Below are 25985 nucleotides of genomic sequence, written 5' to 3' on the forward strand. Positions count from 1 at the left end.
AAATGAGACGAGCAATGAAATTTAAATATATATACGCGCTGCTTACCTTAGTACTAGCTTTATACTTTGTTCCTGCTGTTGCACAAACAAAGCACAAAGGCAAAAAGCCGGCTGCAAAAACAGCAGCTAAAAAGCCGGCGCCTAAGCCGCCCGCTAAAAAAACGGCAAAAGCAGCACAGCAAAAAAGCAGCACCAGCCTTGGTGATGCCGTAGCAAAAGCAGCTGCCGATACTACCAAAAAAGGCAAAGGTAATGATGCGATACAAGGCAACCTTTCCGAAGAGATTGTGGTTACCACAGCCTACAAACCCGTATTGGCCGACGCGGTAAAAATACGCCGGAATCCTGATCTGGAAGATAAAACGCCATTTAAAGCACCGCTGGTTTATATCCCCATAGATAAAAGGCTGGAATTAAACACTAGTATTAAGCCTCTTGACGCCATGAAAAGGCCGGCGGAACAGGATTCGGTACCGACCAACAATTATGTAAAGGTTGGTTTGGGTAGCCTGAAAACCACGTATGGCGAAGCCTATTTTGCCAATGGCCGCGATAATGCGCTGCAAGTTGGCGGCTACTTAAAACACTTTGCCCAAAACGGCAACCTGTATAAACAAAATTCGGCTAAAGAAGAGGCGGGAATATTTGGCAAAAGCATTGGCGAACTAAACAATATAAGTGGCCGTATTACCTACGATTACAACAGCAATTATTTTTATGGTTTCAGCCAGTTTAATCCGCCGGTAACAACCCGGGATGACAAGCAACACTTCAGCACTATTGGCGCCGAGGGCGAGCTGGCCAAAAATTACCGCGATATTGAAAATGATTTCACCTATGCTTTAAAACTCAAGGGATACATTTTTAGCAACACCTACCAGGCCCGGGAAAGTAACCTGGTACTTTCGGGATTCTTTAACCAAACTATTAAACAATTTTATGCAGGTTTGGCCGCATCACTTGATTTGAGCACTCAAAAAGATAGCGGCTACAGTTATAACAACAGCCTGATAAAGTTAAACCCTTACATCAAATTCCAGGGTGATAATTATAAGATCGATGCGGGCGTAAACATTGTGGACCAATTTGGCTTCAATTCTGCATTTTACATATTCCCTTCGGCAAGGGCTGAGTTGCAGGTGATACCTAAATACGTACGCATATTTGTTGAGGCAAAAGGCGATGTTAATAAAACATCCCTGCATGATTTTGCCATGGCCAACCCGTTCATAGGCCAAAATATCGACATAAAAAACTCAGTTGACCAATTGGATATTGCTGCAGGTATAAAGGGAACCCTCGCCCCGGGCTTCGGCTTTAAGTTCACGGTCTTCAGAAACGAGATTAAGAATATGCCATTATTTGTGAGTGATTTTAACCTGGCAACGGGCTATAACAGGTTTAAGGTAATTTACGATGGGGGCCGGTCGCGCGTTAACGGTTTAAATGGCGAACTTGACTACAAGGCCTCAGAAGACGTGGATGTTTTTGCGAGAATTGAGTTTAAAGACTATCAAATGGCAACCGTTGCAGAACCGTGGAACCTTCCGAAACTTGTTTTTAAGGGTGGTACGGTTTTCAAAATTGATAACAAAATAAGCATATCAGGTACAGTAACGTATCGTGGCGGAGTAATGGATCCGTCGCCTCTAACTGTTGGTACGGTGACCAGGCCGATATCTATCGATGCTTTTGTTGACTTAAGCGGCGCCGTTGATTATAAGATAAATAACCGTTTTTCGGTATTTGTACATATAAATAATATTTTAAACGCAAACAGTCAAAGGTGGTTATATTACCCTGATTATGGGTTTAATATATTTGGCGGCGTTGGTTATACTTTTTAAGCTCTGCCTGTTGGGCAGACAGGTTTTTGATATTTTATAATAAACCGTACTTTTAGCGCGATGAATTTAGCCGACTATTTAAGTGAATTACTGGCGCAGTACGAAGAAGTAAGCGTGCCGGGCCTTGGCTATTTTGTACGCGAGCGTGTAAATGGTTTTTACAATGACAAGGACAGTAAATTTTACCCGCCCTACCACCGGGTAAAGTTTGTGCCACAGCCAAAGGAAGATGATGTTTTTACGCAATATGTTGCGGATAAAAAGAACATCTCGCTGGCTTCGTCAAAATACTTTGCCGAAAAGTTTGTTGCCAAGCTTAAAGAGCAGGCACTAACTGGCAAATATCTTTTTGCCGACCTTGGTCTGTTTTATACCGCCCAGGACCAGCTTGTTTTTAAAGCAAACGAAAAAATAACCGACGACCCTGCCTTTTACGGCTACCCGCCACTAACTGTTTTTAAACAGGGCCAAACAATAAACGACCAATACACAAAACCAGCCCTCGCTGATCCGGCTGCTGTTGCTGCATCACAACAACCAAAGCCAGTTCAACCTGTGGTAGATGAGCCTTATTTTGAAGAAGAGGCTGAACGCAAAAGAGGGCTAAGTATTTGGATGATTATTTTAATTGCTGTAACAGCCCTTGCTTTAGCTGTGTTTGGCGTTTATAAGTTCTATCCTCAAGTGTTCGACAAAATTGGCGCTGCTTACCACAGTATTACCGGAAAAACAGATGCTGATGTGCCGGTTTACAGGCACGAGGTTAAAGCCGATACTACCACAGTTAAAAAACCAGTTGTTGTTAAAGATACCGTTACTAAAGCCGCTACACCTGCAGCACCAGTGGTCGACACTGCCAAACACGTACGTTTTGATTTAATCGCAACCAGCTCTAAAACTGAATGGCGCGCAAATGCAGAAGCGCAGAAATTTAAGGCGAAAAATATCGACGATGTTAAAGTATTGTCAAAAAAAGAGGCCCCTGGCACCCGTTTTAAAATATCTGTAGGAACATTTACAACAGCCGATGCTGCCGAAGCGGCAAAGAATGTTTTGGTAAAAGCCGGTAAAATTCCCCAGGATTCATATATAATTCAAATTAACCAGTAAAGGATGACATTATTACTCATACAGGCACAAGTAGCCGATACCGCACACAAAGTTGTTGATTCACTAAGCCGGACAGGCCAGGTTACCCCACCACAGGAGCTGCGTTTTGGCGACTTGCTGATAAGCGGCGGTGTAATCATGATCCCGATAGGGATACTGGCAATTTTGGGCCTCGTGATATTTTTTGAACGGTATTTTACGATACGTAATGCATCAAAAAATGAGTCGAACCTGATGTTGCAGGTTCGGTCGAGCATCGTAACAGGGAACCTTGAGTCGGCAATTGCTATTTGCCGCAACAGCAATACGCCGCTTGGCCGCATGCTGCAAAAGGGTTTGCTGCGTATTGGTCGCCCTATTAAGGATATTGAAGGTGCCATTGAAAACGTAGGCAAACTGGAAGTATCAAAGCTGGAAAAAAACATAGGCATATTGGGTATTATTGCCGGTATTGCTCCGATGTTTGGCTTTTTGGGCACCATTTACGGGGTTATCAAAATCTTCTATGATATCTCGAAAACGGATAACATCAGTATGGGCGCCATATCGGGCGGTCTTTATGTAAAGATGGTAACATCGGCAGGTGGTTTGTTTGTTGGTATCGTAGCCTATGTATGCTACCACATTTTAAATATGATGGTTGATAAGGTAATATTAAGGCTGGAGACCGACGCCATTGAATTTATTGACCTGTTAGAAGAACCGAGCAAATGAATTTAAGAAAACGGCACAGGGGAGCTTCGGCCGAGGTACATACCTCGGCAATGAACGACATTATGTTTTTCCTGCTTTTGTTTTTCCTTATTGCATCCACAGTAACCAATCCTAACGTGGTAAAACTGTTGCTGCCAAAATCATCATCAGGAAAATCAATTTCGAAGAAAACAGTTAATGTCTCGATAGACAAAAATTTACAATATACCGTTGATAAAAAATCAGTAGCAGTAACCGATTTGCCAACGGTACTGGCGGGCTATAAAAATCTAACTACTGAACTAACCATTGTATTAAGTGTTGATAAAACCGTAGCAATACAGGATGTGGTATCGGTAATGGACGTGGCACAAAAATTGAACATTAAGCTGGTGCTGGCAACGGTGGCAAAATAGAATTAGTGGGCAGTTTGTAGTAGGCAGTTGGCAGTTAAAAGCTGTTTTCATTGACTGCAAACCGCAAACAGTCAACTGCAAAGTAAAAGAATGACGATTCAGGAAGAAGAAAATAATTATCCCAAAGCGTTTTTACTGACCGGTATTATACTTGGTGTGGTAATGGCTTTGTGCTATTTTATTGTTTTTATAAGCCCGCCAAAAACCGACGATGGCACGGGTGGGATACTTGTAAATTATGGCACCGTTGACGAAGGTTCGGGAACCAACCAGGCAAGTATGGAGGAACCTTCGGTGGCCGAAAAAGCCAATAAGCAGCAACCCGATAAAGTAACCCCCGCCCCTCCTACCGAGCAAAAAACACAGGTTGAGAACAGCGACAAAGATGTAGTTACTCAAAATACGGAGGACGCGCCGGAAGTTGCAGCAAAATCGAAAAAGCCGAACAATGTTGCAGTGACGCAGCCAACTAAGTCTGCTGCAAAACCCGCACTTAATCCAAATGCATTTTATCGCGGCGCTACCAACAAAGGCACCGGCGAAGGCGATGGTACAACAACTACGCCAGGCAACCAGGGAAGCAAAAATGGTTCAACACTAAGTGATAATTACGGCCCGGGCGGCTCGGGTAATGGCCTCAGTATGCCCAACTGGACTTTCGTAAGCGCTCCCGACCCGTCAAACATTAACAGGGTGCCAGGTGTGGTGGTAATTGATTTCGTGGTTGACCCTACCGGAAGCGTGATATCTGCCAACTATAACCGCGCCAAAACCAGGGCCGATCTTAGCCTGATACAAAGTTGTATCGATGCTATAAAAAACACGAAATTCACTTCATCAACCCAGGCCTCCGGCAACCAAAAGGGACAGTACACTTTTAGATTTAAGGTGGATTAGGGAGAAAGTCCATGGACCATGGACGATAGACCATAGTTTTTATTGTTACAAATATGTACCAGATGTACCAAATTTACTATGGTCTATGGATCATCGACTATGGACTACTTGATGCACATAAAAGAATGACCTAAATTTGCCATGGTCTATGGACCATCGACTATGGACTACAACGCAACCATCCAATACCTCTACAGCCAACTGCCGCTTTTTACCCGTGACGGCGCGTCGGCATATAAAGCTGATTTAACCAATACCATCGAACTGCTAAAGCGGATAGATAATCCACAGCATAAGTTTAAAAGCGTACACGTGGGTGGCACTAATGGCAAAGGCTCAACATCGCATATGCTCGCAGCTATTTTGCAAACTGCCGGCTATAAAACCGGCTTATATACATCACCACACTTAAAAGATTTCCGCGAGCGCATCCGTATAAACGGCCAAATGATCAGCGAGCAAACGGTAATTGATTTTGTAGAGGCCCATACTGCCGATTTTGACGAAATAAAGCCGTCGTTTTTTGAAATGACGGTGGCGCTTGCCTTTGATGTTTTTGCAAAAGAACAGGTCGATATCGCCATTGTTGAAGTGGGCCTGGGTGGACGCCTGGATTCTACTAATGTAATTACCCCGCTCCTATCCATCGTTACTAATATTGGTTGGGACCATATGAACATTTTGGGCGATACGCTGCGGTTAATTGCAGGCGAAAAAGCGGGGATTATTAAGCCCAGTACACCGGTTGTTATTGGGGAATACCAGGAGGAGATTGCAGATGTATTCACAAACAAAGCTGCTTTGGAAGGTGCACAGATTCGCTTTGCCTCTAATGTTTGGAATACAGAGGTTGGCAGGCATAATGCAGAAGATAATTTGAATGAATTTTTAGCTGTTCAGGTTATTCCGACGTCAGACTCCGGACTTCGGACTTCAGACTTCAGACTTGACCTAACCGGTTCCTATCAGCTTAAAAATATAAAAACGGTGCTTTGCGCGGTTGATGAATTGCGTTTGCTGGGATATAATATAACCGACGAACACTTAAAGACCGCGTTAGGCCAGGTAAAAACCCTAACCGGCTTACACGGGCGCTGGGAGGTTTTGAGCAAACATCCATTAACTATTTGCGACACCGGGCACAATCCCGAAGGTATGCAGGAAGTGCTGCAAAACATTGCCTCAGTGAAGTATAACAAACTGCACTTTGTTTTAGGAATGGTGAATGATAAGGACAGCAGCAAAATATTAACCATATTACCTACCAAGGCACGCTATTACTTTTGCCGGCCCGATATTCCCCGCGGGTTGGATGCCAAAGCACTATGGTTAAAAGCTGCAGGCTTTGGCCTGGATGGCGAAGCTTACTCATCAGTACCCGAAGCGCTGAAAGCCGCGCAGGAAAATGCGGAAGAAGGTGATTTGGTTTTTGTGGGTGGTAGTACTTTTGTGGTGGCAGAGGTGGTGTAACGGTCTGATTACCATCGCAAAATCGTCATTGCTGTAAGGAACGAAGCAACCTCTACGCAGGACATTCAAGTAACGAAATATTTGTGCAGACCTAAATACAATTGATAGGTCACCACAGTTATAATGCTTCTTGATTAGCATGTGAAGAGGTTGCTTCGTTCCTCGCAATGACGCGGCGGTGAGAGCATTTCGACTAATAAAAACACCCAATTTCTTACCAAAAAATATTACTTTTAGCGCTCAAATAACAACAACCAAATGACTTATCTACCCTCATCTGAAAGATACAAAAACATGCAATACCGCCGCTGCGGAAAAAGCGGAATTATGCTACCGGCTGTTTCGCTGGGTTTGTGGCACAACTTCGGCGGTGTTGATGTGGAGGAAAACTTCCGCAAAATTTTGCACCTGGCTTTTGATAGCGGCATCACTCATTTCGACTTAGCTAACAACTACGGCCCGCCTCCGGGATCGGCCGAAGAAAACTTTGGCAAGCTTTTGCATGAAGATTTTCGCGGCTACCGCGATGAGTTAATTATATCAAGCAAGGCAGGCTACACCATGTGGGACGGTCCTTATGGCGACTGGGGCTCAAAGAAGTACCTGGTATCCAGCCTCGACCAAAGCCTTAAACGCATGAGGCTCGACTATGTGGATATATTTTACCACCACCGCCCCGACCCGGAAACCCCGCTGGAAGAAACCATGGGCGCGCTGGATTTGATAGTTCGCCAGGGAAAAGCATTGTATGCAGGTATATCAAACTATCCTGCAGATGAGGCCGATAAAGCCATCAGCATACTAAAAAAACTGGGCACGCCATGCCTTATTCATCAACCTAAATACTCCATGTTTGAACGCTGGGTTGAAGGCGGTCTGCTGGATGTATTGGAAAAAGACGGTGTGGGTTGTATCCCGTTCTCGCCATTGGCACAAGGTTTATTGACAAACAAATACCTGCATGGCATCCCGGCCGATTCGCGTGCGGCAAAGGCTACCGGTTTTCTGCAAGAGAGCCAGGTAACTGAAGAACGCATCAGCCAGATAAAAAGGTTGAACGATATTGCCGTACAGCGCGGGCAAACATTGGCACAAATGGCACTGTCGTGGTTGTTAAAAGATAACCGGGTAACATCTGTGCTAATTGGCGCCAGTCGGCCAGAGCAATTAGCTGATTCGTTGAAGTGCCTGGATAATATCGTGTTTTCGACGGAGGAATTAGGAAAAATCGAAGAAATATTAAAATAAAATCAAGAGCCAGGAATCAAGAACCAAGATAGGAAGGTTATTCTTCGCTTGGTTCTTGGCTCTTGATTCTTGGTTCTTCTCACAATGATATGTCTAAAACAAACTGGGGAATTATAGGTTGCGGCAATGTAACCGAAAAAAAAAGCGGACCGGCATTTAACAAAGTAGCGAACAGCAGCCTTGTAGCTGTGATGCGCCGCGATGCCGATAAAGCTGCGGATTATGCGCAACGCCACGGTGTTGGCACCTGGTACAGCGAAGCAGATAAATTGATGGCCGATAACCGCATTAATGCGGTTTACATTGCCACTCCTCCTGCCTCGCACACGCCCTATGCCATAACTGCACTTAGCAAAGGATTCAATGTTTACGTTGAAAAACCTGTTACCCGCAACGCTGCCGAAGCCCGGCAAATTGCCGAAGCGGTAAACCAGCACCCCAACCAAAAATTAACCGTTGCCCATTATCGCCGTGGGTTGCCCATGTTTTTAAAGGTGAAACAGCTGCTGGATAGCAAATTGATTGGCGATGTCCGCACCGTGCAAATACGGATGTGGAAAAGCCACAGACCCGGCTCGGCGGTCGACGTGGTAAACAACTGGCGGGTACACCCGGAACTATCGGGCGGTGGTTATTTTCACGACCTTGCCCCCCACCAGCTTGATTTAATGCTGTTGTATTTTGGCGAACCGAAGAGGTACTTTGGCTTCTCACTTAACCAGGGTGGCAATACCCCCGCCGACGACCATGTGAGCGGGCAAATATTGTTTAAAAACGGCGTGGTTGTAAATGGCTCCTGGTGCTTTAATGTCGCGGAAAACCAGATCACCGATTCCTGCGAAATAGTCGGCACAAAAGGAAAAATCACCTTCCCCTTTTTTGGCACTTTCATCAACTGGAAAACGGATGACGATGAGCAAACACTAAACTTTACCCATCCTGAACATATCCAGCAGCCCATGATCGAAAAAATTGTGGCTTACTTTAACGACGAAGGGCCAAACCCTTGTTCTATTGAAGAGGCAATTGTGCTGATGGATATTTTGGACGCGTTTACTGGAAAGTAATTGATTATTTTGTCATTGCGAGCGAGGAACAGCCTGTCCCGAATTTATTTCGGGAAGCGCGGCAATCGCGAACTTTACAGGGCAGATCTGCATAGTTCGCGATTGCTTCGTTCCTCGCAATGACAATGTTTTTAAAACTTACGCTTTCTTCTTCGGCACTTTCGCCCCTTCTTTACGTGCTTCAGATAAACCTATTGCGATAGCTTGTTTTTTACTGGTTACTTTTTGGCCGCTGCCGCTTTTAAGTTTGCCTTCTTTCATTTCGTGCATGGTTTTTTCAACCTTTTCCCCTGCTTTTTCTGAATACTTTGCCATGATGTGTTTTATAATAGGTAAATAATTTAGGTATAAAGCAAAATGCCTGCCAAATAATGTATCATTGAAAACGGCGTCCAACGACGCAAAGTGCTGCATCTCTACAAAATCACGGATAAAAAAATATTATTATTCAATTATCATTATCTTCAAACCAATAAACTATTATTGCGTTGATACGTCTACTTAACATCCCCTGATTATGCCTGCAAGAAAACCTGCACACCCGTTTTACGAAAGATTATCGCTGGTTCTTATTGGCCTGTTGTCGCTTGGCTATATCATCATCCAGGGCAAAGAGGTACTCGACCCTTTAATTTTCGGCTTTTTATTTGCCATCCTGCTTTACCCAACTGCCAGTTTTTTGGAGAGAAAATTGCGGTTACCGCGCGCCATCGCTTCCCTGGTTGCCATTCTTTTGATGCTGGCATTCATTAGTATCGTGCTCTACCTGGTTGGGTCGCAAATATCAAATCTTGCTAGTGACTGGCCGCAACTTAAAGGTCAGGTAAGCCAATCGCTCGACGACCTTTCCGAGTGGGTGCAAAAGGCCTTTCAAATAAATGCAGCTAAACAAATGAATTATTTGCATAGTACACAGCAAAAAATAATGGCATCAGGCACTGAGGTAATAGGTACTACGTTCGGGGCCATATCATCGCTTGTACTTTTTTACCTGTTCATACTCATCTTTACCTTCTTTATATTGCTTTACCGCATCCTGCTTATAAATTTTATCGTATGGGTATTTACCGATAATTATGAGGCTGTTGTGCGCGATATTGTTCAAAACATACAAAGTATACTGCGACAGTACATTTTGGGCCTGCTGCTTGAAATGTTTGTAGTTGCCTGCCTGGCTTGTACGCTGTTCTGGATAATCGGTGTAAAATATGCCGTATTACTCGGCATCGTTGTGGCACTATTTAACCTGATACCCTACCTGGGGATTTTTACGGCCCTGTTTTTAAGCACCCTCATAACTTTTGCTACCGGCGGTATTAATTCGGCGGCCTTAGTGGCGCTTTCGGTGCTGGGCATTCACCTTGTCGATTCAAACGTTTTATTGCCGACCATTGTAGGCTCAAAAGTAAAGTTGAATGCGCTGATTACCTTTTTAGGAATAATTTTGGGCGAGATGATTTGGGGATTGTCGGGTATGTTTTTATCGATCCCGATAATAGCTATTTTTAAAATTATATTCGATCGTGTTGAAAGCCTTAAACCATGGGGCTACCTGCTGGGCAGCGGACAGGATGAGAAAAGGTCGACCATGAAAACGATGAAGCCGGCAGCGGCAGATAAAGCTTGAGGGAGTACAACAGTCGGAATAGTCAGCAAAGATATAAAGGTGCAAACCATCCGTGCGTCATTGCAATTACGTGGTGGAGAACTACTTATCCTCCAATAAATCAATACAATGCTTAGACAGTTCTTTCAAACGGACATTTAACGTATTTAGTCCTTCTGTATCTTTCAAATTTTGATAAAGGGACTTTATTTCATCGAGGGTTTCGTCGCTGGGGTCGCAAGCCTGGGCTTTTTCAAGATGAGGTAAAGCTTTACGGGCTGCTGTTTCGTAGTCCCCCTTTAGTTTTTCAGTCAAACCGGCATCGGATGATGCGTTTAACTTATCCTTTATTTCTTTGGCCTGCGCCAGGTAAATGTATCCGATGCCCCGGTGCACCACATAATAATCGGGTACGGCGGCTGCAACTTTTTCGTAATAACCAAGCGCTTTTTGCGGCTGGTCATTATTCTCGTAAACCTGGCCAATGGCAAAGTAAAAATTTATGCGCGTTTTTTCGGGCAGCTTATCGGCAGCAGGTAATATGGCTTCACCCAGGCCGAGCAGTTTCTCAGTTTCGCCCTGGAAACGGGCAAGGTTAAAATCCAGGTACCTACTGTATACGGAGTCGGCCGATTGCGCTTTGGCAACAACGCTTATCAATACAACAAATAAGAAGATGCATATTTTTTTTAGCATGGCCAATGTTTGTTTCCAAATATAATATTCTAACGTAATTAATGTGCTGCTATTCTTTTACCTGCTTAATTTTAATAAAGGCGGAACCGGTAACCCTTATTTTCTATTCTAAGCACTACTCGCCACATAAACAATACCTTTGCGCGAATTAGAAACCATATTATGCAGAAAATTTTTATTACTCTACTTATTGTATCGGCTATTTGTACAACGGCGCTTGCACAAACAAAGGGCAATACCGAGTTTGGCGTTAATATCGGCCTTAATGGCGCGACTGTTACTACCGAACAATACACCAACACATCGTATCGTACAGGGTTTAACGCAGGTGTTTCGGGTGAGTATTATTTTTCAGACCGATGGGGAGTTAAAGTTAAATTATCATACGAGCAAAAAGGTTGGAATGATGGCTCTATTGGCTATGGGAATGATCCATCTTTTTCTACGAATTATAAGCTGGACTATATAACTATCCCCATAATGGCTAACTGGCATTTTGGAAGGACCCGAAACTGGTATTTGAATTTTGGCCCTTACGTTGGTATATTGATAAATGCTAAACTAACTGCCAGCGCCGATGATGCAAAAGCTTTGTTTAATACAGTGGATGGTGGATTAACCGCCGGCATTGGTATAAAATTCCCGGTGGCACCACATACCAGGCTGTTTATTGAAATTAACGGACAAGGTGGGGCGAGTGACATAGTTAAAAACAATACGGATGCGGCATTAAGAAACAGTGTATCGCAGATAAATGTCGGGCTTAATTTTTAAGCGTACTTATCCACTAATTCAATGCTTCGGATCTGGAGCATTTTAGTTTTTTATCGCAAGGATAGAAATGTAGCAAAACATCGCAGCGTTTCTATCCTTTCTTCATTTTTACAATTCCTAAAACTTCGCCATCAGCTAAAGGCGCATCAATTCGTTCGATTGCATGGTATCCCATCACTTGATACAATGGTACCCCGGGTAAAGTTGCACCCAGTTCAAAAGTGGTAAAGCCATTGCTTTTTGCAGCGTCCTCGCAAACATTCATAATCAATCGGCCTATTCCCTGCCGGGCATAGTCGGGATGAACAAAAAAGGCACGGATGCGGGCGGAATCTGTTGCAGGGTTGAGCAATGGATCTTCTATATCTTTATGCTGGTCGCCGCCATAAAGGGTGTTGCGTTTGCTCCAGCCACCACAGCCAACCAGTACACCGTCTTTTTCGGCGATGTAATAAGTTCCATCTATTATCAACTGGGTATCAATACCAAAAATGTACTTAATGGCGCTTTCTATTTGATTAGGGGTGTAATATTCGGTGCTCAAGCCACGTACCGACAGGGCTATCAATTCATTTAATTGGGGGATGTCTTGCCGGGTGGCAAGGCGGGTGGTCAGTGGCATTGCATTTAGAGATTTGACAATTTTAAAAAGGTTGTCAAATCTAAACTACACCTGGTAAATCTGCAAATTATTGCCACAAGTGTCGTCAAACACGGCTAAAATAACCGGCCCCATTTGAGTTGGTTGCATGCTAAATTTGACACCCAGTCCTAGCAGTCTTTCGTATTCCTTTTGAGTATCGTCTACCTGGAATGCCGTAGCCGGGATGCCGGCAGCGAACAATTCCTTTTGGTACACTTTGGCCGGCTCAAAGCCCAGTGGTTCCAATACCAATTCGCAGCCGTCCTGCTCTTCCTTTGATACTACGGTGAGCCATTTATGCTCCCCCATCGGAATTTCCGTTTTTTTGACAAAGCCTAATATTTCCGTATAAAATTTAAGCGCTTTGTCCTGGTCGGTAACTGTTATGCTGCTTAGTTTTACCTTCATTTAATTTGTGTTTTAGTTTTTAATGGTTGATGTTGCCCATCGTTACGACACAAATTTGAGTAATTATTTGTGAGAGGTATTATCCAATATTGCTTTTATCGCGGCTTTATTTGCCAGGCGAAAGGCGTTGTTCCGTATAACGCCCCCTCTAAATCTCCCCCGGTTGGGGAGACTTTAGCTTCGCACGCGTTTATTTTTTTAAGTCCTTCCGCTAACCAGCGGAGAGGATTTAGGTGGGGCTAACCGTATTGCTTTTATCGCGACCTTATTTGCCACGCGAAAGGCGTTGTGCCGGTTATCGTTTTGAATAACCTGGTAAAGGAAGGCACACTTTCAAAACCAACCTCGTAACAAACAGCCGCAACCGGCATGCCTGACTTCAACAACTCTTTAGCCGCAGCTACCCTTACCCGTTTTAAATGCTGGTGCGGCGTTATGCCGTAATATGTTTTGTACAACCTTATAAAGTGGAATTTGGAAATGAAGGCTTCGCCGGCGATGTCATCAAGGCTAAGGCTTTTTGTAAAATTGGTATCGATGAACTTTTTTGAGCGGATAACCTGCGCGAGTAAATACTCTTTGGGATAAAGATTGTTGTGGAGGGATAGGACTTGTTGGTGGTAGTAGGTCATAAATCAATAAAATTCTTCCCGTATCTGTATTAAAATATGTTCTGCTTTTTTAACGTCAGGTTGGTTGGGTAAATCTGATTCTTCGTACAGTTTCTTTATTCGTTCCATTTTTTCCTCAACCATTTGCATAAGTGCATCAAATTCAAATTTGCCACTTCGTATTTCCAGCAAAAACTCGCGGTCATCACGGTATACTTTTACCTGTTTATAAAGCGCAATTTCCTCTGCCATATTCAACAACCTGAAAGTATGCATCATATTTTTGGCGTCGTAGCTTTTACCGTGAGACAGGGTGCTTTCATAACGCACCTGGTTACGTTGTTCTTCCCATTGTATATATTCTTTATATTCTTTGCAATAGGTTGAGTACCCGTCTTTATTAAAGGTGATGTTTGCGAGTGGCTCAATACCTGCCGGAACCGAACTTAGTTGTACGTCGTCGGCCTCATCGCTGGATACTATACCCCTAAACCATTTTCCATCGGTCAGCTGCTTTTCGCTGTATAAAAGGTAAACATTTCGAAAATGGTCGAGATTTACTAACCCGCATTGTTGCTGCTCTAAATTGTTTTCCGTCAGCCATACATTTAAAGGCATGCTGCCACTTTTGTAAATAACATAGCAGAAATCCAAAACAGATTTTCGCGCTTTATCTACCGGTTTATTAATTTTTTTGTTGAGTCCTTTCGCCTTCTTAATTTGGGTTTGTGCATAACCGGCGAAAGTATCGAGGCAAAGTTTTGACAAAAAATCATCCGGCCTTATTAAATCCATCAAGGGGTGGCGGTATACAACACAATTCGCCGGTGTATTCAGTAATTCCAGTATGTTGGGGTTGTTTTTTGTCAGCAACTCCAAAAAACGCTTTATCTCAAAATATACTTCATCGTTGCTTTCATTAGCTACTTGCTCCTGGTAGTCAAAACCATATAATTCAGCTTGTGGTAAAATAAAAATTCCTTTTTTATCCACGTCCGAGTGGGGTAAATTAAGGTTATAAGCCTGGCTGCCGCTGATACAATCCAGCAGGATAAATTGCCGTTGCAGCAAAAGTTGCGGATAGGTCATTGTAAAATATATTTTCTGAATATAGCATCCAGTTCATCAGTTTGTTGATGGTTTGACGCAACCGTGCCTATCGTCTCTTTACAATTATCGAGTGTTGTTTTCAACCAATCGCTCAAAACGGCATTGGGCCCAACTAATGTTTTTTCGTTGCTTACCTGCTTTATTTCGAGTAGCCCGTCAACAGCTTGCTGAAATTTAAGGTCATCAACCAACACCCTTAGCAAATTAAATTCCATTGGTGGCACTGTTTGGCGCTCGATTATCCACTTACAAGCCAACGCCGACCGCAACGCATAAAAATAACGTTTCAGTTTAAGCTGTTCGCCTTGCAAATCATTATGGAGTGTGTTTAATGCCATAGCAAGGTAATGGTTACCGCAAGCGCGCAACGAAAAATATTTGGGCATCAGCTGCCTCAATTCTTCCGCAAAGCCATGGTCGTCGCGGTACACTATGGGCGATTGCAGCCACTCGTACAAAGCACCGTTTGATTTTAAAAACAGCTTTAACACTTTTCGGATATCCCAGCCGCCGATATCGAGAACCTCGTTAACGGGTAAATCAATTACATCTCTTATTTCATTTATTTTAAGATAATCGTCAACAGGCCTGGCGTAAATAAAGCGCACGTCATAATCACTGTCCGGCGACGGAAAGCCCCATGCCCTGCTGCCCGATTCGCAGGCGTACAGTATGCGGATGTCTTTGTCTGCTTCAAGTTCAAGAAGCTTTTGTTTGATGGTGTCGAGCATAGCAGTGCAATTTACAACTTTGCACTCAACTTAAAACAGACGGCTGTGTCCCCGCAGCCGATTCCAGGTACAAGATCAAGATATCGAAAAATCAAAAATCCGAAATCGAAATTCCGAAATCCGAAATCAAAATCCTATCTTTGCCCATGCAAGAAAAAATCCTCATTCTTGACTTTGGCTCGCAGTTTACTCAACTCATTGCGCGCCGTGTCAGGGAGCTCAACATCTACTGCGAGATCCACCCATTCAATCATTTTCCCGAAGTTGACAGCAGTGTAAAAGGCATTATCCTTTCAGGTAGCCCGTATTCGGTAAGGCAGGAAAACCCGCCCGGTTTTGATTTCGAAAAGTATCACGGTAAGCTGCCTATACTTGGCGTTTGCTACGGTGCTCAGTATATTGCGCATTTCCACGGCGGTGAAGTTTTGCCCTCAAGTACCCGCGAATATGGCCGCGCCAACCTGCAGTACATCAGTGAGCATAATCCATTGTTTAAGCTGATTTTACCGGGTTCGCAAGTTTGGATGTCACATGCGGATACAATTGCGAGTATTGCTCCCAATTTTGAAGTTATTGCCAGCACCGATACCGTAGAAGTTGCAGCCTACCAGGTTACCGGTACACAAACTTATGCTATACAGTTTCACCCTGAAGTTACCCACAGTACCGACGGCAAGCAATTACTGTTTAACTTTTTAGTTGATATCTGTGGCTGCAAGCAGGACTGGACACCCGATTCGTTTGTTGAAACCACCATCGCCGCCCTTAAAGAAAAGCTTGGTGATGATAAAGTGGTATTGGGTTTATCAGGAGGAGTTGATTCGTCAGTGGCGGCAGTGTTGCTGCACCATGCCATCGGCAAAAACCTGCATTGCGTTTTTGTTGATAACGGTTTATTACGGAAGAACGAATTCCAATCTGTGCTCGACTCTTACCAGCACATGGGGCTTAATGTTATCGGCGTAGATGCCAAACAACGCTTTTATGACGCCCTTGCCGGACTCTCCGACCCGGAGAAAAAACGCAAAGCTATAGGCCGTGTATTTATCGAGGTATTTGATGACGAGGCGCACAAAGTACAGGATGTAAAATGGCTTGGCCAGGGTACCATCTATCCTGATATTATCGAGTCGGTTTCCATTAAGGGGCCATCGGCTACCATTAAATCGCACCACAACGTTGGCGGCCTGCCCGATTTCATGAAATTGAAAGTAGTTGAGCCATTAAATACCCTGTTTAAAGACGAAGTAAGGCGTGTTGGCAAGGCTTTAGGCATCGATCCGAATATTTTAGGCCGTCACCCTTTCCCAGGCCCAGGACTGGCTATCAGGATATTAGGTGAGGTTACACCGGAAAAAGTTGCCATTTTACAGGAAGCCGATGCGATTTATATCAACAATTTGCGGGCTGCCGGTGTTTATGATAAAGTTTGGCAGGCCGGCGCCATATTTTTGCCGGTACAGTCGGTAGGTGTTATGGGCGATGAGCGTACTTACGAGAACGTTATTTGCCTTCGCGCTGTTGAATCGTTAGATGGGATGACCGCCGATTGGTGCCATTTGCCTTACGATTTACTGGCCAAAATCAGTAACGAAATTATCAATAACGTAAAAGGAATTAACCGGGTAGTATATGATATCAGCTCAAAACCGCCTGCAACTATTGAGTGGGAATAGGTGGTTAACGTTTTTAATAATAGGACTATTTGCCGCCGCATGTTCGCCAAAAGTGCGGACGGTGGCTGTACAGCCTAAAAAAAACGAACCCGGTAAGCTTGTTGAGAAACCGCAGCCCGCCAATGCGGCTAAACCAGCAGAAGCAAAAGCATCAAACATTGCTTTGCTCCTGCCTTTCGGGCTCGACCATTTGCGTGCCGGCTCACCATATACTACGGTTACTTTAAAGGAAGCAGACATTTCGCTTGATTATTATCGTGGTTTTAAAATGGCGCTCGATTCGCTTACCGGGTTGGGCTACAATTATAAACTGCAGGTGTTTGATTCAAAAGGCGAAAAGGCACAGGCGCACAGCCTTGGCCTAAATCCCGCCATCAGGGCAAGTGATTTGATTGTAGGACCGGTATTCCCGGAAGATGTCAAAGCATTCACCAGCGCCTATCCTAACAGTCGTCAGCCTGTGGTTTCACCATTATCGCCCGCCGCCCCTGCTACTATCAAGAGCGCAGGGCTGATTACGATGATGCCGCCGCTTGAATATCACGCCTGGACTGCTGCACATTATATTAACGATAAGCTGAAACCTAAAAAGGTGTTCGTACTCAAATCTGGCTACAGCGAAGAAAACGACTACATCATTCCGTTTAAAAAAACAATCGACAGCCTGAGCAAAAATCATATACAGGTGGTTTATGTTACAGTTATACATGGGCAACTGGGATCGCTTATTCCACAGCTTACTGCCGGCGCGCAAAATGTATTTATAATGCCGGCAACTAACCAGCATTTTTTAACCGTCACCCTGCGCGGGCTCGACTCATTAAACAGCACTTATCCTGTGACTTTGTTTGGTCACCCCAACTGGGTTAATCTTACTTTTTTAAAGGGCGACCTTTTGCAGCGGTTGAACACCTATATCACGTCATCCGACCACATTAACTATAAAGACCCCGGCATAATGGCCTTTGCCCGCTACTACCGGAATGGGTATCATACCGAACCTACTGATTTCGCCATTAAGGGTTTTGATGAAGGTATTTACCTTGGCCGCCTGCTGGCAACCGGTGATGTGAGAAATTTGGCTGAAAGTGACTTTACAGGTTTGCACAATAATTTCCATTTTCAGAAAAAAGCTGGCCTGGGATGGATAAATACGCACGTTGGCATTTATAAATACGTTAATTTTGAGCTGAAAAAGATAGAATGAAGGCAATAAATCAGCTTAAAACGTTTCAGCGTATTTTGGATGAATATCCGGCAGAAACGCCACTAAGCAAATTTTTACCCGGATTTTATCGGCAAAACAAACAAATGGGCTCAACCGACAGGCGGATTGCCGGCCGGTTGCTGTATAATTATTTCCGCCTTGGCAGGGCACTGCCAGGTACGCCGCCGGAAGAACGCCTGTTTGTAGCAGAGTTTTTATGCAATACCCAGCTTAACTCTTTTATACAACACTTTAAACCCGACTGGGCCGGCTGCATGGGGTTCGGTACCGATGAAAAAATCGGCATTATTAAAACGGTATTCCCCGCTTTTAAGCTTGAAGATGTGTTTCCATGGACACAACAGCTATCTCCTGGCATTAATAAGGATGCATTTTTAAAATCGTTTTTTGTACAGCCCGATTTATTTATCAGGGTAAATAAAGGCTACGAACAACAAGTAAAGATTGTATTAACTGCTGCAGAAGTTGTTTTTAAAGACGAAGGAAACAATTGCATATCGCTGCCTAACGGAACCCGATTAGAGGCACTCTTCCCCAACCAGCACTGGTTTGAGGTGCAGGATTTTTCTTCGCAACAAACAGCCCAGTTTTTTAAGCCTGCTAAATGGGATGCCTGGTGGGATGCCTGCGCTGCATCGGGAGGCAAATCGCTGCTGCTGCATGCACAGGAGCCTACGGTGAAGCTGGTGGTATCAGATATCCGCGAATCTATCCTGGCCAATCTTGATGAACGTTTCCAGCATGCGGGCATCACTAAATACCAGAAAAAACTGCTCGACCTTACCCAAAACAATGAGCTGATTTTACACGATTACGAGTTTGACGGTATCATCCTTGATGCCCCTTGCAGCGGCTCGGGCACCTGGGGCCGCACCCCTGAAATGATTAGCCAGTTTGAAACTTATAACATCGAGTTTTTTCAAAAGCTTCAACAGAGTATTGTACGCAACGTTGCTAAATACCTTAAACCCGGCAAGCCTTTGGTTTATATTACCTGCTCGGCTTTTAAAGCAGAGAACGAGGACATCGTAAGCTTTATGGTGAAGGAATTGGGATTAAAACTGGAGGAGCAAACTACACTTAAGGGATATGAGAACAAGGCGGACACGATGTTTGTGGCGAGGTTGTTAGCCCCCTGATCCCTAAAGGGAATTTTCAATCGGTTTGAAGCTAACCTATTGATTCCTATAAGTTTTAAATACTTCAACTCAAAACAATCCGTTAAACTGCGCCTTTATACCTTAAATTCACAACATGCCGCGCTGGTTAAAAATTTCATTAAAGATATTGGGTGCGCTCCTGCTGTTTTTTATTGCAGTTTTAGCGGGGCTATCAGTTTATATTTCCAGCCACAAGGCAAAGGTTATAACGCTGGTAACCGACGAGTTGAATAAAAACCTTGATGGCAAAATAGTAGTGGGGAGTGTAACCACCTCTTTTTTCGAGAGTTTTCCATCGCTATTGGTGAAGCTTGAAAATGTTACCCTGCGCGATAAGCAATTTGCAGCCCACCATCATACACTGTTAAGCACCAAAAATTTTGATGTATCATTAAATACTGCCACACTGCTAAAAGGCAGTATTAGTATCGACCATGTTACTATCAGCAATGCGGCTATCGATCTTTTTACAGATAGCCTGGGCTATAGCAATACCTCGGTTTTCAAAAAAAGTAGTTCGAAAGATAGCAGCAAAAGTTCCGGCAATTCAAATACCCGTATCGGCAAATTCAGCCTAGACCAGGTGATCTTTACAGTTAACGACCAAAAGGCAAGAAAACTGTTTCAATTTGAGGTCGACAAGCTAAACGGGAAAATGAATTACCCGGATAGTGGCTGGAATGCCGATGTCGATTTAAAAGTAACAGCCAAAAGCATGGCATTTAGCACCCGGAACGGCAGCTTTATAAAAAACAAGGTGGTTGAAGGAAAATTAACAGGCGGCTATAACAGCGAAACAGGGGATATCAACGTTACCAGCAGCGGTTTCACTATAGGTGGCGATGATTTCAATATAATTGCCCGCTTTGCTACTGGTAAAAAGCCCGCAGGCTTTACATTTCATATTACGGCCGACAAGCTTTTATGGCGACACGCATCTTCGCTGGTATCGCCCAATATAACGGAAAAACTGAATATGTTTAACCTGGATAATCCTATTGCTGTTAACGCGTATATTTCAGGCAGTTTTAGTGGGGGCGGCGACCCTTTGTTGCATATCACCGCCATTGCTAAGGATAACAAGCTCTCCACCCCGGGAAGTATTATTAACGACTGTAATTTTAAAGGCGTTTTCACCAATAACTATATCAATGGCAAAGGGTTCGGCGATGCAAATTCGATTATCCGGCTATCTAATTTTACAGGCAGCTACAACCATTTACCTTTCGCCGTTGATACGGGCAGCATCATCAACCTGGAAAAACCTATTGCCACGGGCAATTTCAGGTCGAATTTCCCGGTGGCCGATTTGAATTATCTTTTGGGCGGCAGCGTGGCAAAATTCAGTAAAGGTACAGCGGATATGCAGTTGCGGTACGTGGCAGACATTGTGGATTATCGCATTAATAAACCAATTATAACCGGCGCCATCAACATCAAAAACGCAGATATCAACTACATACCCCGCAACCTTAATTTTAAAAACACTTCGGTTTCGTTATACATTACCCGCGAAAACCTGGTGCTCGACCATATCCGTCTGCAAAGCGGTCGCAGCGTAGTGCTGATGAAGGGGCGGGTAAATAATTTCCTGAACCTTTACTACAATGCGCCCGAGAAGCTTGTTTTAGACTGGCAGATTACCAGTCCGCAGTTATATCTTCACGAGTTTATCGGATTTTTGGGCACAAGGCAACAGGACGCAGCAGTGGTTAAACGCCGGAAAAACAGCGGCAATGTGGTAGATCAATTAGGTACAGTTTTAGACCGGGCGCAGGCATCAATACACTTGCGGGCAGCAAACGTTCATTTCAACAAATTCCTGGCAACTGACGCTACTGCCGACCTTCACCTGTCAGAAGAAGGGGTGCAACTGAGCAATGTAAGCGTTAAACATGCCGGCGGGACATTAAAGATGAAAGGCAATATTTACCAGGACAAAAAAGAGAACCGGTTTAATTTAAATACCATGGTGAACAATGTTGACGTGCGCGAGTTTTTTTATGCGTTCGATAACTTTGGGGTGAAAGGGATTTCCTACCAAAACCTAAGGGGCTACCTGTCGGCCGGCACACAGCTAAACGGCAGGATTAGCAATGCAGGTGAGCTTGTGCCGGGTTCGGTATTTGGGGTGGCTACTATCAATTTGCAAAATGCTGCTTTGCTGGACTATAAACCACTTATCAATATCGGCAAGTTTGCATTCCCGTTCCGCAACCTTAAGGAGATAACCATTGAAAAGCTGGACGCCAAATTTGATATTCTTGGCGAAAAGATTGTGATTAACCCCATGCAGCTTAACTCGAGCGTATTGAATGCAGATGTGGCAGGCACCTATGCCCTCAAAAACGGCACAGATATTACCCTTGATGTACCATTACGCAATCCGGGTAAGGATGCCGGCATAACCGATACAGCAAAGCTTGCCCAAAGGCGCAATCGGGGAATTGTGCTGCATATAAGAGCAAAAGATGATGAAACCGGCAAGCTTAAGATCGGGTGGAATAAGGATCATAAGTTGATTAATTTGTAGAACACCCACTTTACCCACTTGTCATTGCGAGGAACGAAGCAACCTCTACACAGGACATTCACGGACCGTAATGTTTATGGTTATCTAAACGCGGCTGATAGGTCGCCACAAAGCTTTTACTTCGTTGATTTGCATGCGTAGAGGTTGCTTCGTTCCTCGCAATGACGATAGGATGAGGATTTACGGTTCTACAAATGCGTATTACTCCTAAACAGCTTAATCGCTATGGCCAACAAAATAACCCCAAACGCTTTACGCAGTATGTTCACCCCGGTTTCGCCCAACAGCTTTTCCAGCCATTTTACATTTTTTAGCACGAGGTAAACAAACAGGGTATTTAATACGATGCCCACTACTATATTTTGGGTTTGGTATTGTGATTTAAGGGATAACAAAGTAGTCATGGTACCGGCACCGGCAATGAGCGGAAAAGCCAGTGGAACTATTGATGCCGTGGTCGACATTTCTTCTTTAAAAACTTTTATCCCCAATACCATTTCCATGGCTACCACGAATATTACCAGCGAACCGGCTATGGCGAAAGATTGAATATCAAGACCAATAACCGACAATAATTCTTCGCCGCCAAATAAAAAGGCCACCATTAGCACCAGCACCGCTATACTTGCCTTTTCCGATTCGATATGCCCTACGCGCCTGCGCAAATCGATAATTATAGGAATAGCTCCCAGGATATCGATAATTGCAAACAAAATCATGGTAACAGAAAGTACCTCTCTGAAAATTAGTGGATGCATAGCGTAGGGGTTTTAGGGTTACTCTTTTTTCTTTAAACGGAAACTCAGCAAAAATGCTGCTAAAATATAAAATGAAGATAAGAAGAAAACACTATGTATGGAAATTACAGTTACCAGTCCGGCGGTCAAGGGTCCCAGTGTTTGCCCGATAGACGCGTAGGCCTGGTTGATACCGAGGATTTTACCTTGTTCACCTTTATCAATATTATCAGCAATAATGGCGTTAAGCATGGGATTGCGCAGGCCATTAAACATGCCATAAACACACATACAAATGGCGAAAGGCACAAAAGACGAAATAAAGCCCGAATAAAGCATAGCTGCAAAGCACAAAATGGATGATATCATCAATATCAAAGCTTTTGACGGGATAAGCCTGGTAAACATCGGTACACATAATTGCATAATAATACCGCAAAGCCCAAACCCGGCAAAAAATAAACCTATTTCTGTGGGCCATATCTTTAAAATATCCACGCTGAAAGTCTGGAAGCCGGTTACCATGGCAAGCTGCGCCATAGTCAGCAAAAACCCTATAAAAACCGCTGTGCCTATAGTGGGCCGTTTCAGCGTAGTGATCAGGCTGCTGTACTTGAATTTTTCGTGGTGCCTGGCCCTGGTCTTTTTGCTGGATGGATTGGTTTCCCTTAAAAAAATCGCCGCGCACAGCGTGCCTACCAATGATAATGACGCAGCAAAAAAGAAAGGCGCCTGCGGACTAAGTTTTGTAAACACACCGCCAACAAAGGGCCCTATAACAATACCAAACGCCAGCGACGAACCCAGGATACCGAATCGCCTTGCCCTGTTTTGCGGGGTTGCAGTATCGGCTACCATAGCCTGAGCTACAGATACGTTGCCGCCTGTTAAGCCATCAAGTATGCGCGCTGCGAAAAGCATCAGTAAACTTCCTGCCTCGGCAAACATTAAAAAGGATATGCAGGTGCCGGCCAGGCTGATTACCAGCAGGGGTTTTCGTCCCCATTTGTCAGACAGTGACCCTAAAACAGGGGTGGCAAAAAACTGCGCTATTGAAAACGAGGCCATTAACGCACCAAGTGTGGTGCCATTAAGCCCGAATGTTTTACCGTAACTGTAAAGTACAGGAATGATAATGCCGAGGCCAAGCGAGTTAATAATACATACCAGTACTAATATCCACAGGTTTTTATCGGCTTTCATTAATGGGCTCAAAATTATCGTCAGGCCTCACCTAAATTGCGGAGCACTCATGAATGCATTTGAAAGACAAATACATTATGAATAATCCTCTCCAAAGGAGAGGACTTAACTTCACTCTTTTTTAAAGCCCCTCTCCTTTTGGAGATGGGTTTGGGGTGAGGCGTATAAAAATTCAAGGTAACAAAAAAGGTTCCGATAAATCAGAACCTTTTCAATATTTAGGTTAAATTTTTCAATAACCGGGGCTTTTAGCGCAACGCTTAAAAGCCCCGGCCTGTAAATTATTTCTTTTCAAAATCAGTAGCCGATGGCAATATTTCGGAAGCATTGCCAAGCTTGCTGTTTTTCTTGCTGTAGGTAAAGTAGATTATCAAACCTAATACCATCCAGCCAAGTGCGCTCAATTGCGTCCTGGTTTCAAGGCTGGCTATCATAGTTCCACAAATTATCATACCCAAAATAGGCACAAGCGGTACAAGCGGCGTTTTAAACGGCCTTACCAGGTCCGGGCTCTTTTTACGGAGTATCATCACGCCAACGCAAACCACCACAAACGCAAATAAAGTACCAATTGATGTTAAGTCGCCAGCAACGCTTTCAGGTAAAAAAGCTGCAAACAAGCCAACAAAAACAAACAGTATCATGTTGCTTTTATATGGGGTGCTGTATTTTGGATGTAAATCGCTGAATACTTTTGGTAGTAAGCCGTCTGTCGCCATGGTGTAAAACACCCTCGATTGCCCTAAAAGCATCACTAGTATTACTGATGAGAAACCGGCCAAAATAGCAACTGTTACTAAAGTTGACAGCCATGCATAATGCTGCATGTAATGGCTGATGGCGTAAGCTACAGAAGCCTCTTTACCTGCGTGCATAAAGTCCTGGTATGGCGCAACACCTGTTAATACCCATGAGAAAAGGATATAAAGGATGGTACAAACAACCAGTGAACCAAGTATACCTATCGGCATATCGCGTTTAGGATTTTTAGCTTCCTGTGCAGCCGTAGAAACCGCATCGAAGCCGATAAATGCAAAAAACACAACACCAGCACCCCTAAGTACACCACCCCAGCCGTGATTAAAAAATCCGGCATATGAGTAGGTAGAACCATCGGGCAAAGTTGCCGGAGGAGCATCAGCAGGGATAAGATATGGTGTATGGTTAGCAGGGTTAATAAACTGCCAGCCTATAGCGATAAACACCAATACGATTGAAACTTTTATAATTACGATAACGGTGTTAACAGTTGCAGATTCCTGTGTGCCTTTTATCAGCAATAACGACAGTAACAGTAATATAACCAGTGCCGGTATATTGATAATGCCGCTCACGTGCTGACCGTTTACCAAAACAGATTCCATTGGCGAGTGGCACCACTCGTACGGTATTCGATGCCCGAGCAGGTTATTGGCATATTCACTCCAACTGATGGATACCGTAGCAGCACCAAGTGCATATTCCAGTATCAGTGCCCAGCCAATTATCCAGGCCACAATTTCGCCCATGGTTGCGTAGGCATAGGTGTATGCGCTACCTGCAATAGGGATAATGGACGCAAATTCTGCATAGCAAAGGCCTGCGAAAGCACAGCCAATTGCTGCAACGATAAACGAAAGGGTTACTGCAGGACCTGCGTGAGCGCCTGCGGCTGCGGCAGTCCTTACAAAAAGGCCTGCGCCAATAATTGCACCAATACCCAGCGCAACCAGGTTACCTGCGCCAAGCGTCCGTTTAAGGCCTCCCGCGCCTTCTTCAGGCGTGGCCATTAATTGTGACAGAGATTTTTTTACGAATAAACTCATATTCTAAATAATAAGATCAGTTTGTTAAATAATGTAAATCAGTTTTCCAAACGTACTTAAATTTATTGAAAAGATAAAGCACGGAATGTAACAATGGAAGATAAGCTGAATTCAGAATTAAAATGGGGGTTTTCGCATATTTGGTTATACTAAAAAGGGACACCTTACAGCATCCCTTCACGCCCTTGTTGGAGTTGTCACCATGGGTGTTCGGAAGAAATCGATTATCCCCATAAGTGGATAATTTCGATGTGTTTTTAAGATAAATAGCCGGTTCTTTTGTTGCATGGAAGCCGCGCAGCTACTCGCATTATTA

Annotated in this window: 24 protein-coding genes; 14 read left to right on the forward strand and 10 right to left on the reverse strand. The window is 44.0% G+C overall.

The window, feature by feature from the left end:
* Window positions 1-14: 14 nt before the first annotated feature.
* The 8 genes from NAF19_RS22805 to NAF19_RS22840 all read left to right on the forward strand — a co-directional run bounded on the left by NAF19_RS22805 (window position 15) and on the right by NAF19_RS22840 (window position 8748).
* Window positions 15-1847 carry a porin family protein gene (locus tag NAF19_RS22805; protein WP_252792658.1) on the forward strand — a complete coding sequence of 611 codons (1833 nt, stop codon included), beginning with the start codon at window positions 15-17 and terminating at the stop codon, window positions 1845-1847.
* 60 nt (window positions 1848-1907) lie between these two features.
* Window positions 1908-2957, forward strand: a complete 1050-nt coding sequence (locus tag NAF19_RS22810) for an HU domain-containing protein (protein WP_252792659.1) — start codon at window positions 1908-1910, stop codon at window positions 2955-2957.
* Window positions 2958-2960: 3 nt separating this feature from the next.
* Complete coding sequence (locus tag NAF19_RS22815) at window positions 2961-3671, forward strand: MotA/TolQ/ExbB proton channel family protein (protein WP_252792660.1); 711 nt, start codon at window positions 2961-2963, stop codon at window positions 3669-3671.
* Window positions 3668-4066, forward strand: coding sequence for an ExbD/TolR family protein (locus NAF19_RS22820; protein WP_252792661.1), 399 nt, complete (start codon window positions 3668-3670; stop codon window positions 4064-4066). The genes NAF19_RS22815 and NAF19_RS22820 overlap by 4 nt, the downstream gene beginning before the upstream one ends.
* Before the next feature lie 90 nt (window positions 4067-4156).
* Window positions 4157-4963 carry an energy transducer TonB family protein gene (locus NAF19_RS22825; RefSeq protein WP_252792662.1) on the forward strand — a complete coding sequence of 269 codons (807 nt, stop codon included), beginning with the start codon at window positions 4157-4159 and terminating at the stop codon, window positions 4961-4963.
* Window positions 4964-5125: 162 nt separating this feature from the next.
* Window positions 5126-6433, forward strand: coding sequence for a bifunctional folylpolyglutamate synthase/dihydrofolate synthase (locus NAF19_RS22830; protein WP_252792663.1), 1308 nt, complete (start codon window positions 5126-5128; stop codon window positions 6431-6433).
* 258 nt (window positions 6434-6691) lie between these two features.
* Window positions 6692-7681 (forward strand): L-glyceraldehyde 3-phosphate reductase, encoded by a 990-nt coding sequence (mgrA, locus tag NAF19_RS22835; RefSeq protein WP_252792664.1) that lies wholly within the window; start codon window positions 6692-6694, stop codon window positions 7679-7681.
* 89 nt (window positions 7682-7770) lie between these two features.
* On the forward strand, window positions 7771-8748 hold the full coding sequence (locus NAF19_RS22840; RefSeq protein ID WP_252792665.1) for a Gfo/Idh/MocA family protein: 978 nt from the start codon (window positions 7771-7773) through the stop codon (window positions 8746-8748).
* Window positions 8749-8886: 138 nt separating this feature from the next.
* Here the strand turns inward: NAF19_RS22840 and NAF19_RS22845 are convergent, their stop codons facing one another.
* Window positions 8887-9063: a DUF6496 domain-containing protein gene (locus tag NAF19_RS22845; protein WP_252792666.1), complete on the reverse strand. Its 177-nt coding sequence runs from the start codon at window positions 9061-9063 to the stop codon at window positions 8887-8889.
* A 202-nt stretch (window positions 9064-9265) separates the two neighbouring features.
* On the opposite strand from NAF19_RS22845, the gene NAF19_RS22850 reads away from it, so the two are divergent.
* Entirely contained in the window at window positions 9266-10375 is a 1110-nt protein-coding gene (locus tag NAF19_RS22850) for an AI-2E family transporter (protein ID WP_252792667.1), read from the forward strand.
* Between the two features lie 81 nt (window positions 10376-10456).
* Here NAF19_RS22850 and NAF19_RS22855 read toward each other — a convergent pair whose 3' ends face one another.
* Complete coding sequence (locus tag NAF19_RS22855) at window positions 10457-11050, reverse strand: tetratricopeptide repeat protein (RefSeq protein WP_252792668.1); 594 nt, start codon at window positions 11048-11050, stop codon at window positions 10457-10459.
* Between the two features lie 162 nt (window positions 11051-11212).
* Between NAF19_RS22855 and NAF19_RS22860 the strand changes: the two genes are divergently transcribed.
* Complete coding sequence (locus tag NAF19_RS22860) at window positions 11213-11824, forward strand: porin family protein (protein ID WP_252792669.1); 612 nt, start codon at window positions 11213-11215, stop codon at window positions 11822-11824.
* A gap of 91 nt (window positions 11825-11915) precedes the next feature.
* Here NAF19_RS22860 and NAF19_RS22865 read toward each other — a convergent pair whose 3' ends face one another.
* From NAF19_RS22865 to NAF19_RS22885, 5 genes are all read right to left on the reverse strand, one after another.
* Window positions 11916-12446 (reverse strand): GNAT family N-acetyltransferase, encoded by a 531-nt coding sequence (locus NAF19_RS22865; protein ID WP_252792670.1) that lies wholly within the window; start codon window positions 12444-12446, stop codon window positions 11916-11918.
* Window positions 12447-12491: 45 nt separating this feature from the next.
* Window positions 12492-12875 (reverse strand): VOC family protein, encoded by a 384-nt coding sequence (locus NAF19_RS22870; protein ID WP_252792671.1) that lies wholly within the window; start codon window positions 12873-12875, stop codon window positions 12492-12494.
* 254 nt (window positions 12876-13129) lie between these two features.
* The gene (locus tag NAF19_RS22875) at window positions 13130-13507 is read right to left on the reverse strand and encodes an AraC family transcriptional regulator (protein WP_252792672.1); all 378 of its coding nucleotides are present in this window, start codon (window positions 13505-13507) and stop codon (window positions 13130-13132) included.
* A gap of 3 nt (window positions 13508-13510) precedes the next feature.
* Entirely contained in the window at window positions 13511-14575 is a 1065-nt protein-coding gene (locus tag NAF19_RS22880; RefSeq protein ID WP_252792673.1) for a DNA polymerase beta superfamily protein, read from the reverse strand.
* The gene (locus tag NAF19_RS22885) at window positions 14572-15327 is read right to left on the reverse strand and encodes a nucleotidyltransferase domain-containing protein (RefSeq protein ID WP_252792674.1); all 756 of its coding nucleotides are present in this window, start codon (window positions 15325-15327) and stop codon (window positions 14572-14574) included. The genes NAF19_RS22880 and NAF19_RS22885 overlap by 4 nt, the downstream gene beginning before the upstream one ends.
* A 146-nt stretch (window positions 15328-15473) precedes the next feature.
* On the opposite strand from NAF19_RS22885, the gene guaA reads away from it, so the two are divergent.
* From guaA to NAF19_RS22905, 4 genes are all read left to right on the forward strand, one after another.
* Window positions 15474-17003: a glutamine-hydrolyzing GMP synthase gene (guaA, locus tag NAF19_RS22890; protein WP_252792675.1), complete on the forward strand. Its 1530-nt coding sequence runs from the start codon at window positions 15474-15476 to the stop codon at window positions 17001-17003.
* The gene (locus NAF19_RS22895) at window positions 16960-18210 is read left to right on the forward strand and encodes an ABC transporter substrate-binding protein (protein WP_252792676.1); all 1251 of its coding nucleotides are present in this window, start codon (window positions 16960-16962) and stop codon (window positions 18208-18210) included. Before guaA ends, NAF19_RS22895 begins: the two co-directional genes overlap by 44 nt.
* The gene (locus tag NAF19_RS22900) at window positions 18207-19370 is read left to right on the forward strand and encodes an RsmB/NOP family class I SAM-dependent RNA methyltransferase (RefSeq protein ID WP_252792677.1); all 1164 of its coding nucleotides are present in this window, start codon (window positions 18207-18209) and stop codon (window positions 19368-19370) included. Before NAF19_RS22895 ends, NAF19_RS22900 begins: the two co-directional genes overlap by 4 nt.
* A gap of 115 nt (window positions 19371-19485) precedes the next feature.
* Entirely contained in the window at window positions 19486-21924 is a 2439-nt protein-coding gene (locus NAF19_RS22905; RefSeq protein WP_252792678.1) for an AsmA family protein, read from the forward strand.
* 188 nt (window positions 21925-22112) lie between these two features.
* Here the strand turns inward: NAF19_RS22905 and NAF19_RS22910 are convergent, their stop codons facing one another.
* The 3 genes from NAF19_RS22910 to NAF19_RS22920 all read right to left on the reverse strand — a co-directional run bounded on the left by NAF19_RS22910 (window position 22113) and on the right by NAF19_RS22920 (window position 25669).
* The gene (locus tag NAF19_RS22910; RefSeq protein WP_252792679.1) at window positions 22113-22682 is read right to left on the reverse strand and encodes a MarC family protein; all 570 of its coding nucleotides are present in this window, start codon (window positions 22680-22682) and stop codon (window positions 22113-22115) included.
* Window positions 22683-22700: 18 nt separating this feature from the next.
* On the reverse strand, window positions 22701-23864 hold the full coding sequence (locus NAF19_RS22915; RefSeq protein WP_252792680.1) for an MFS transporter: 1164 nt from the start codon (window positions 23862-23864) through the stop codon (window positions 22701-22703).
* 281 nt (window positions 23865-24145) lie between these two features.
* Entirely contained in the window at window positions 24146-25669 is a 1524-nt protein-coding gene (locus NAF19_RS22920; RefSeq protein ID WP_252792681.1) for an amino acid permease, read from the reverse strand.
* Window positions 25670-25985: the final 316 nt, after the last annotated feature.

Origin of the sequence: Mucilaginibacter flavidus (assembly GCF_024055575.1) — a bacterium.
GTDB lineage: Bacteria > Bacteroidota > Bacteroidia > Sphingobacteriales > Sphingobacteriaceae > Mucilaginibacter > Mucilaginibacter flavidus.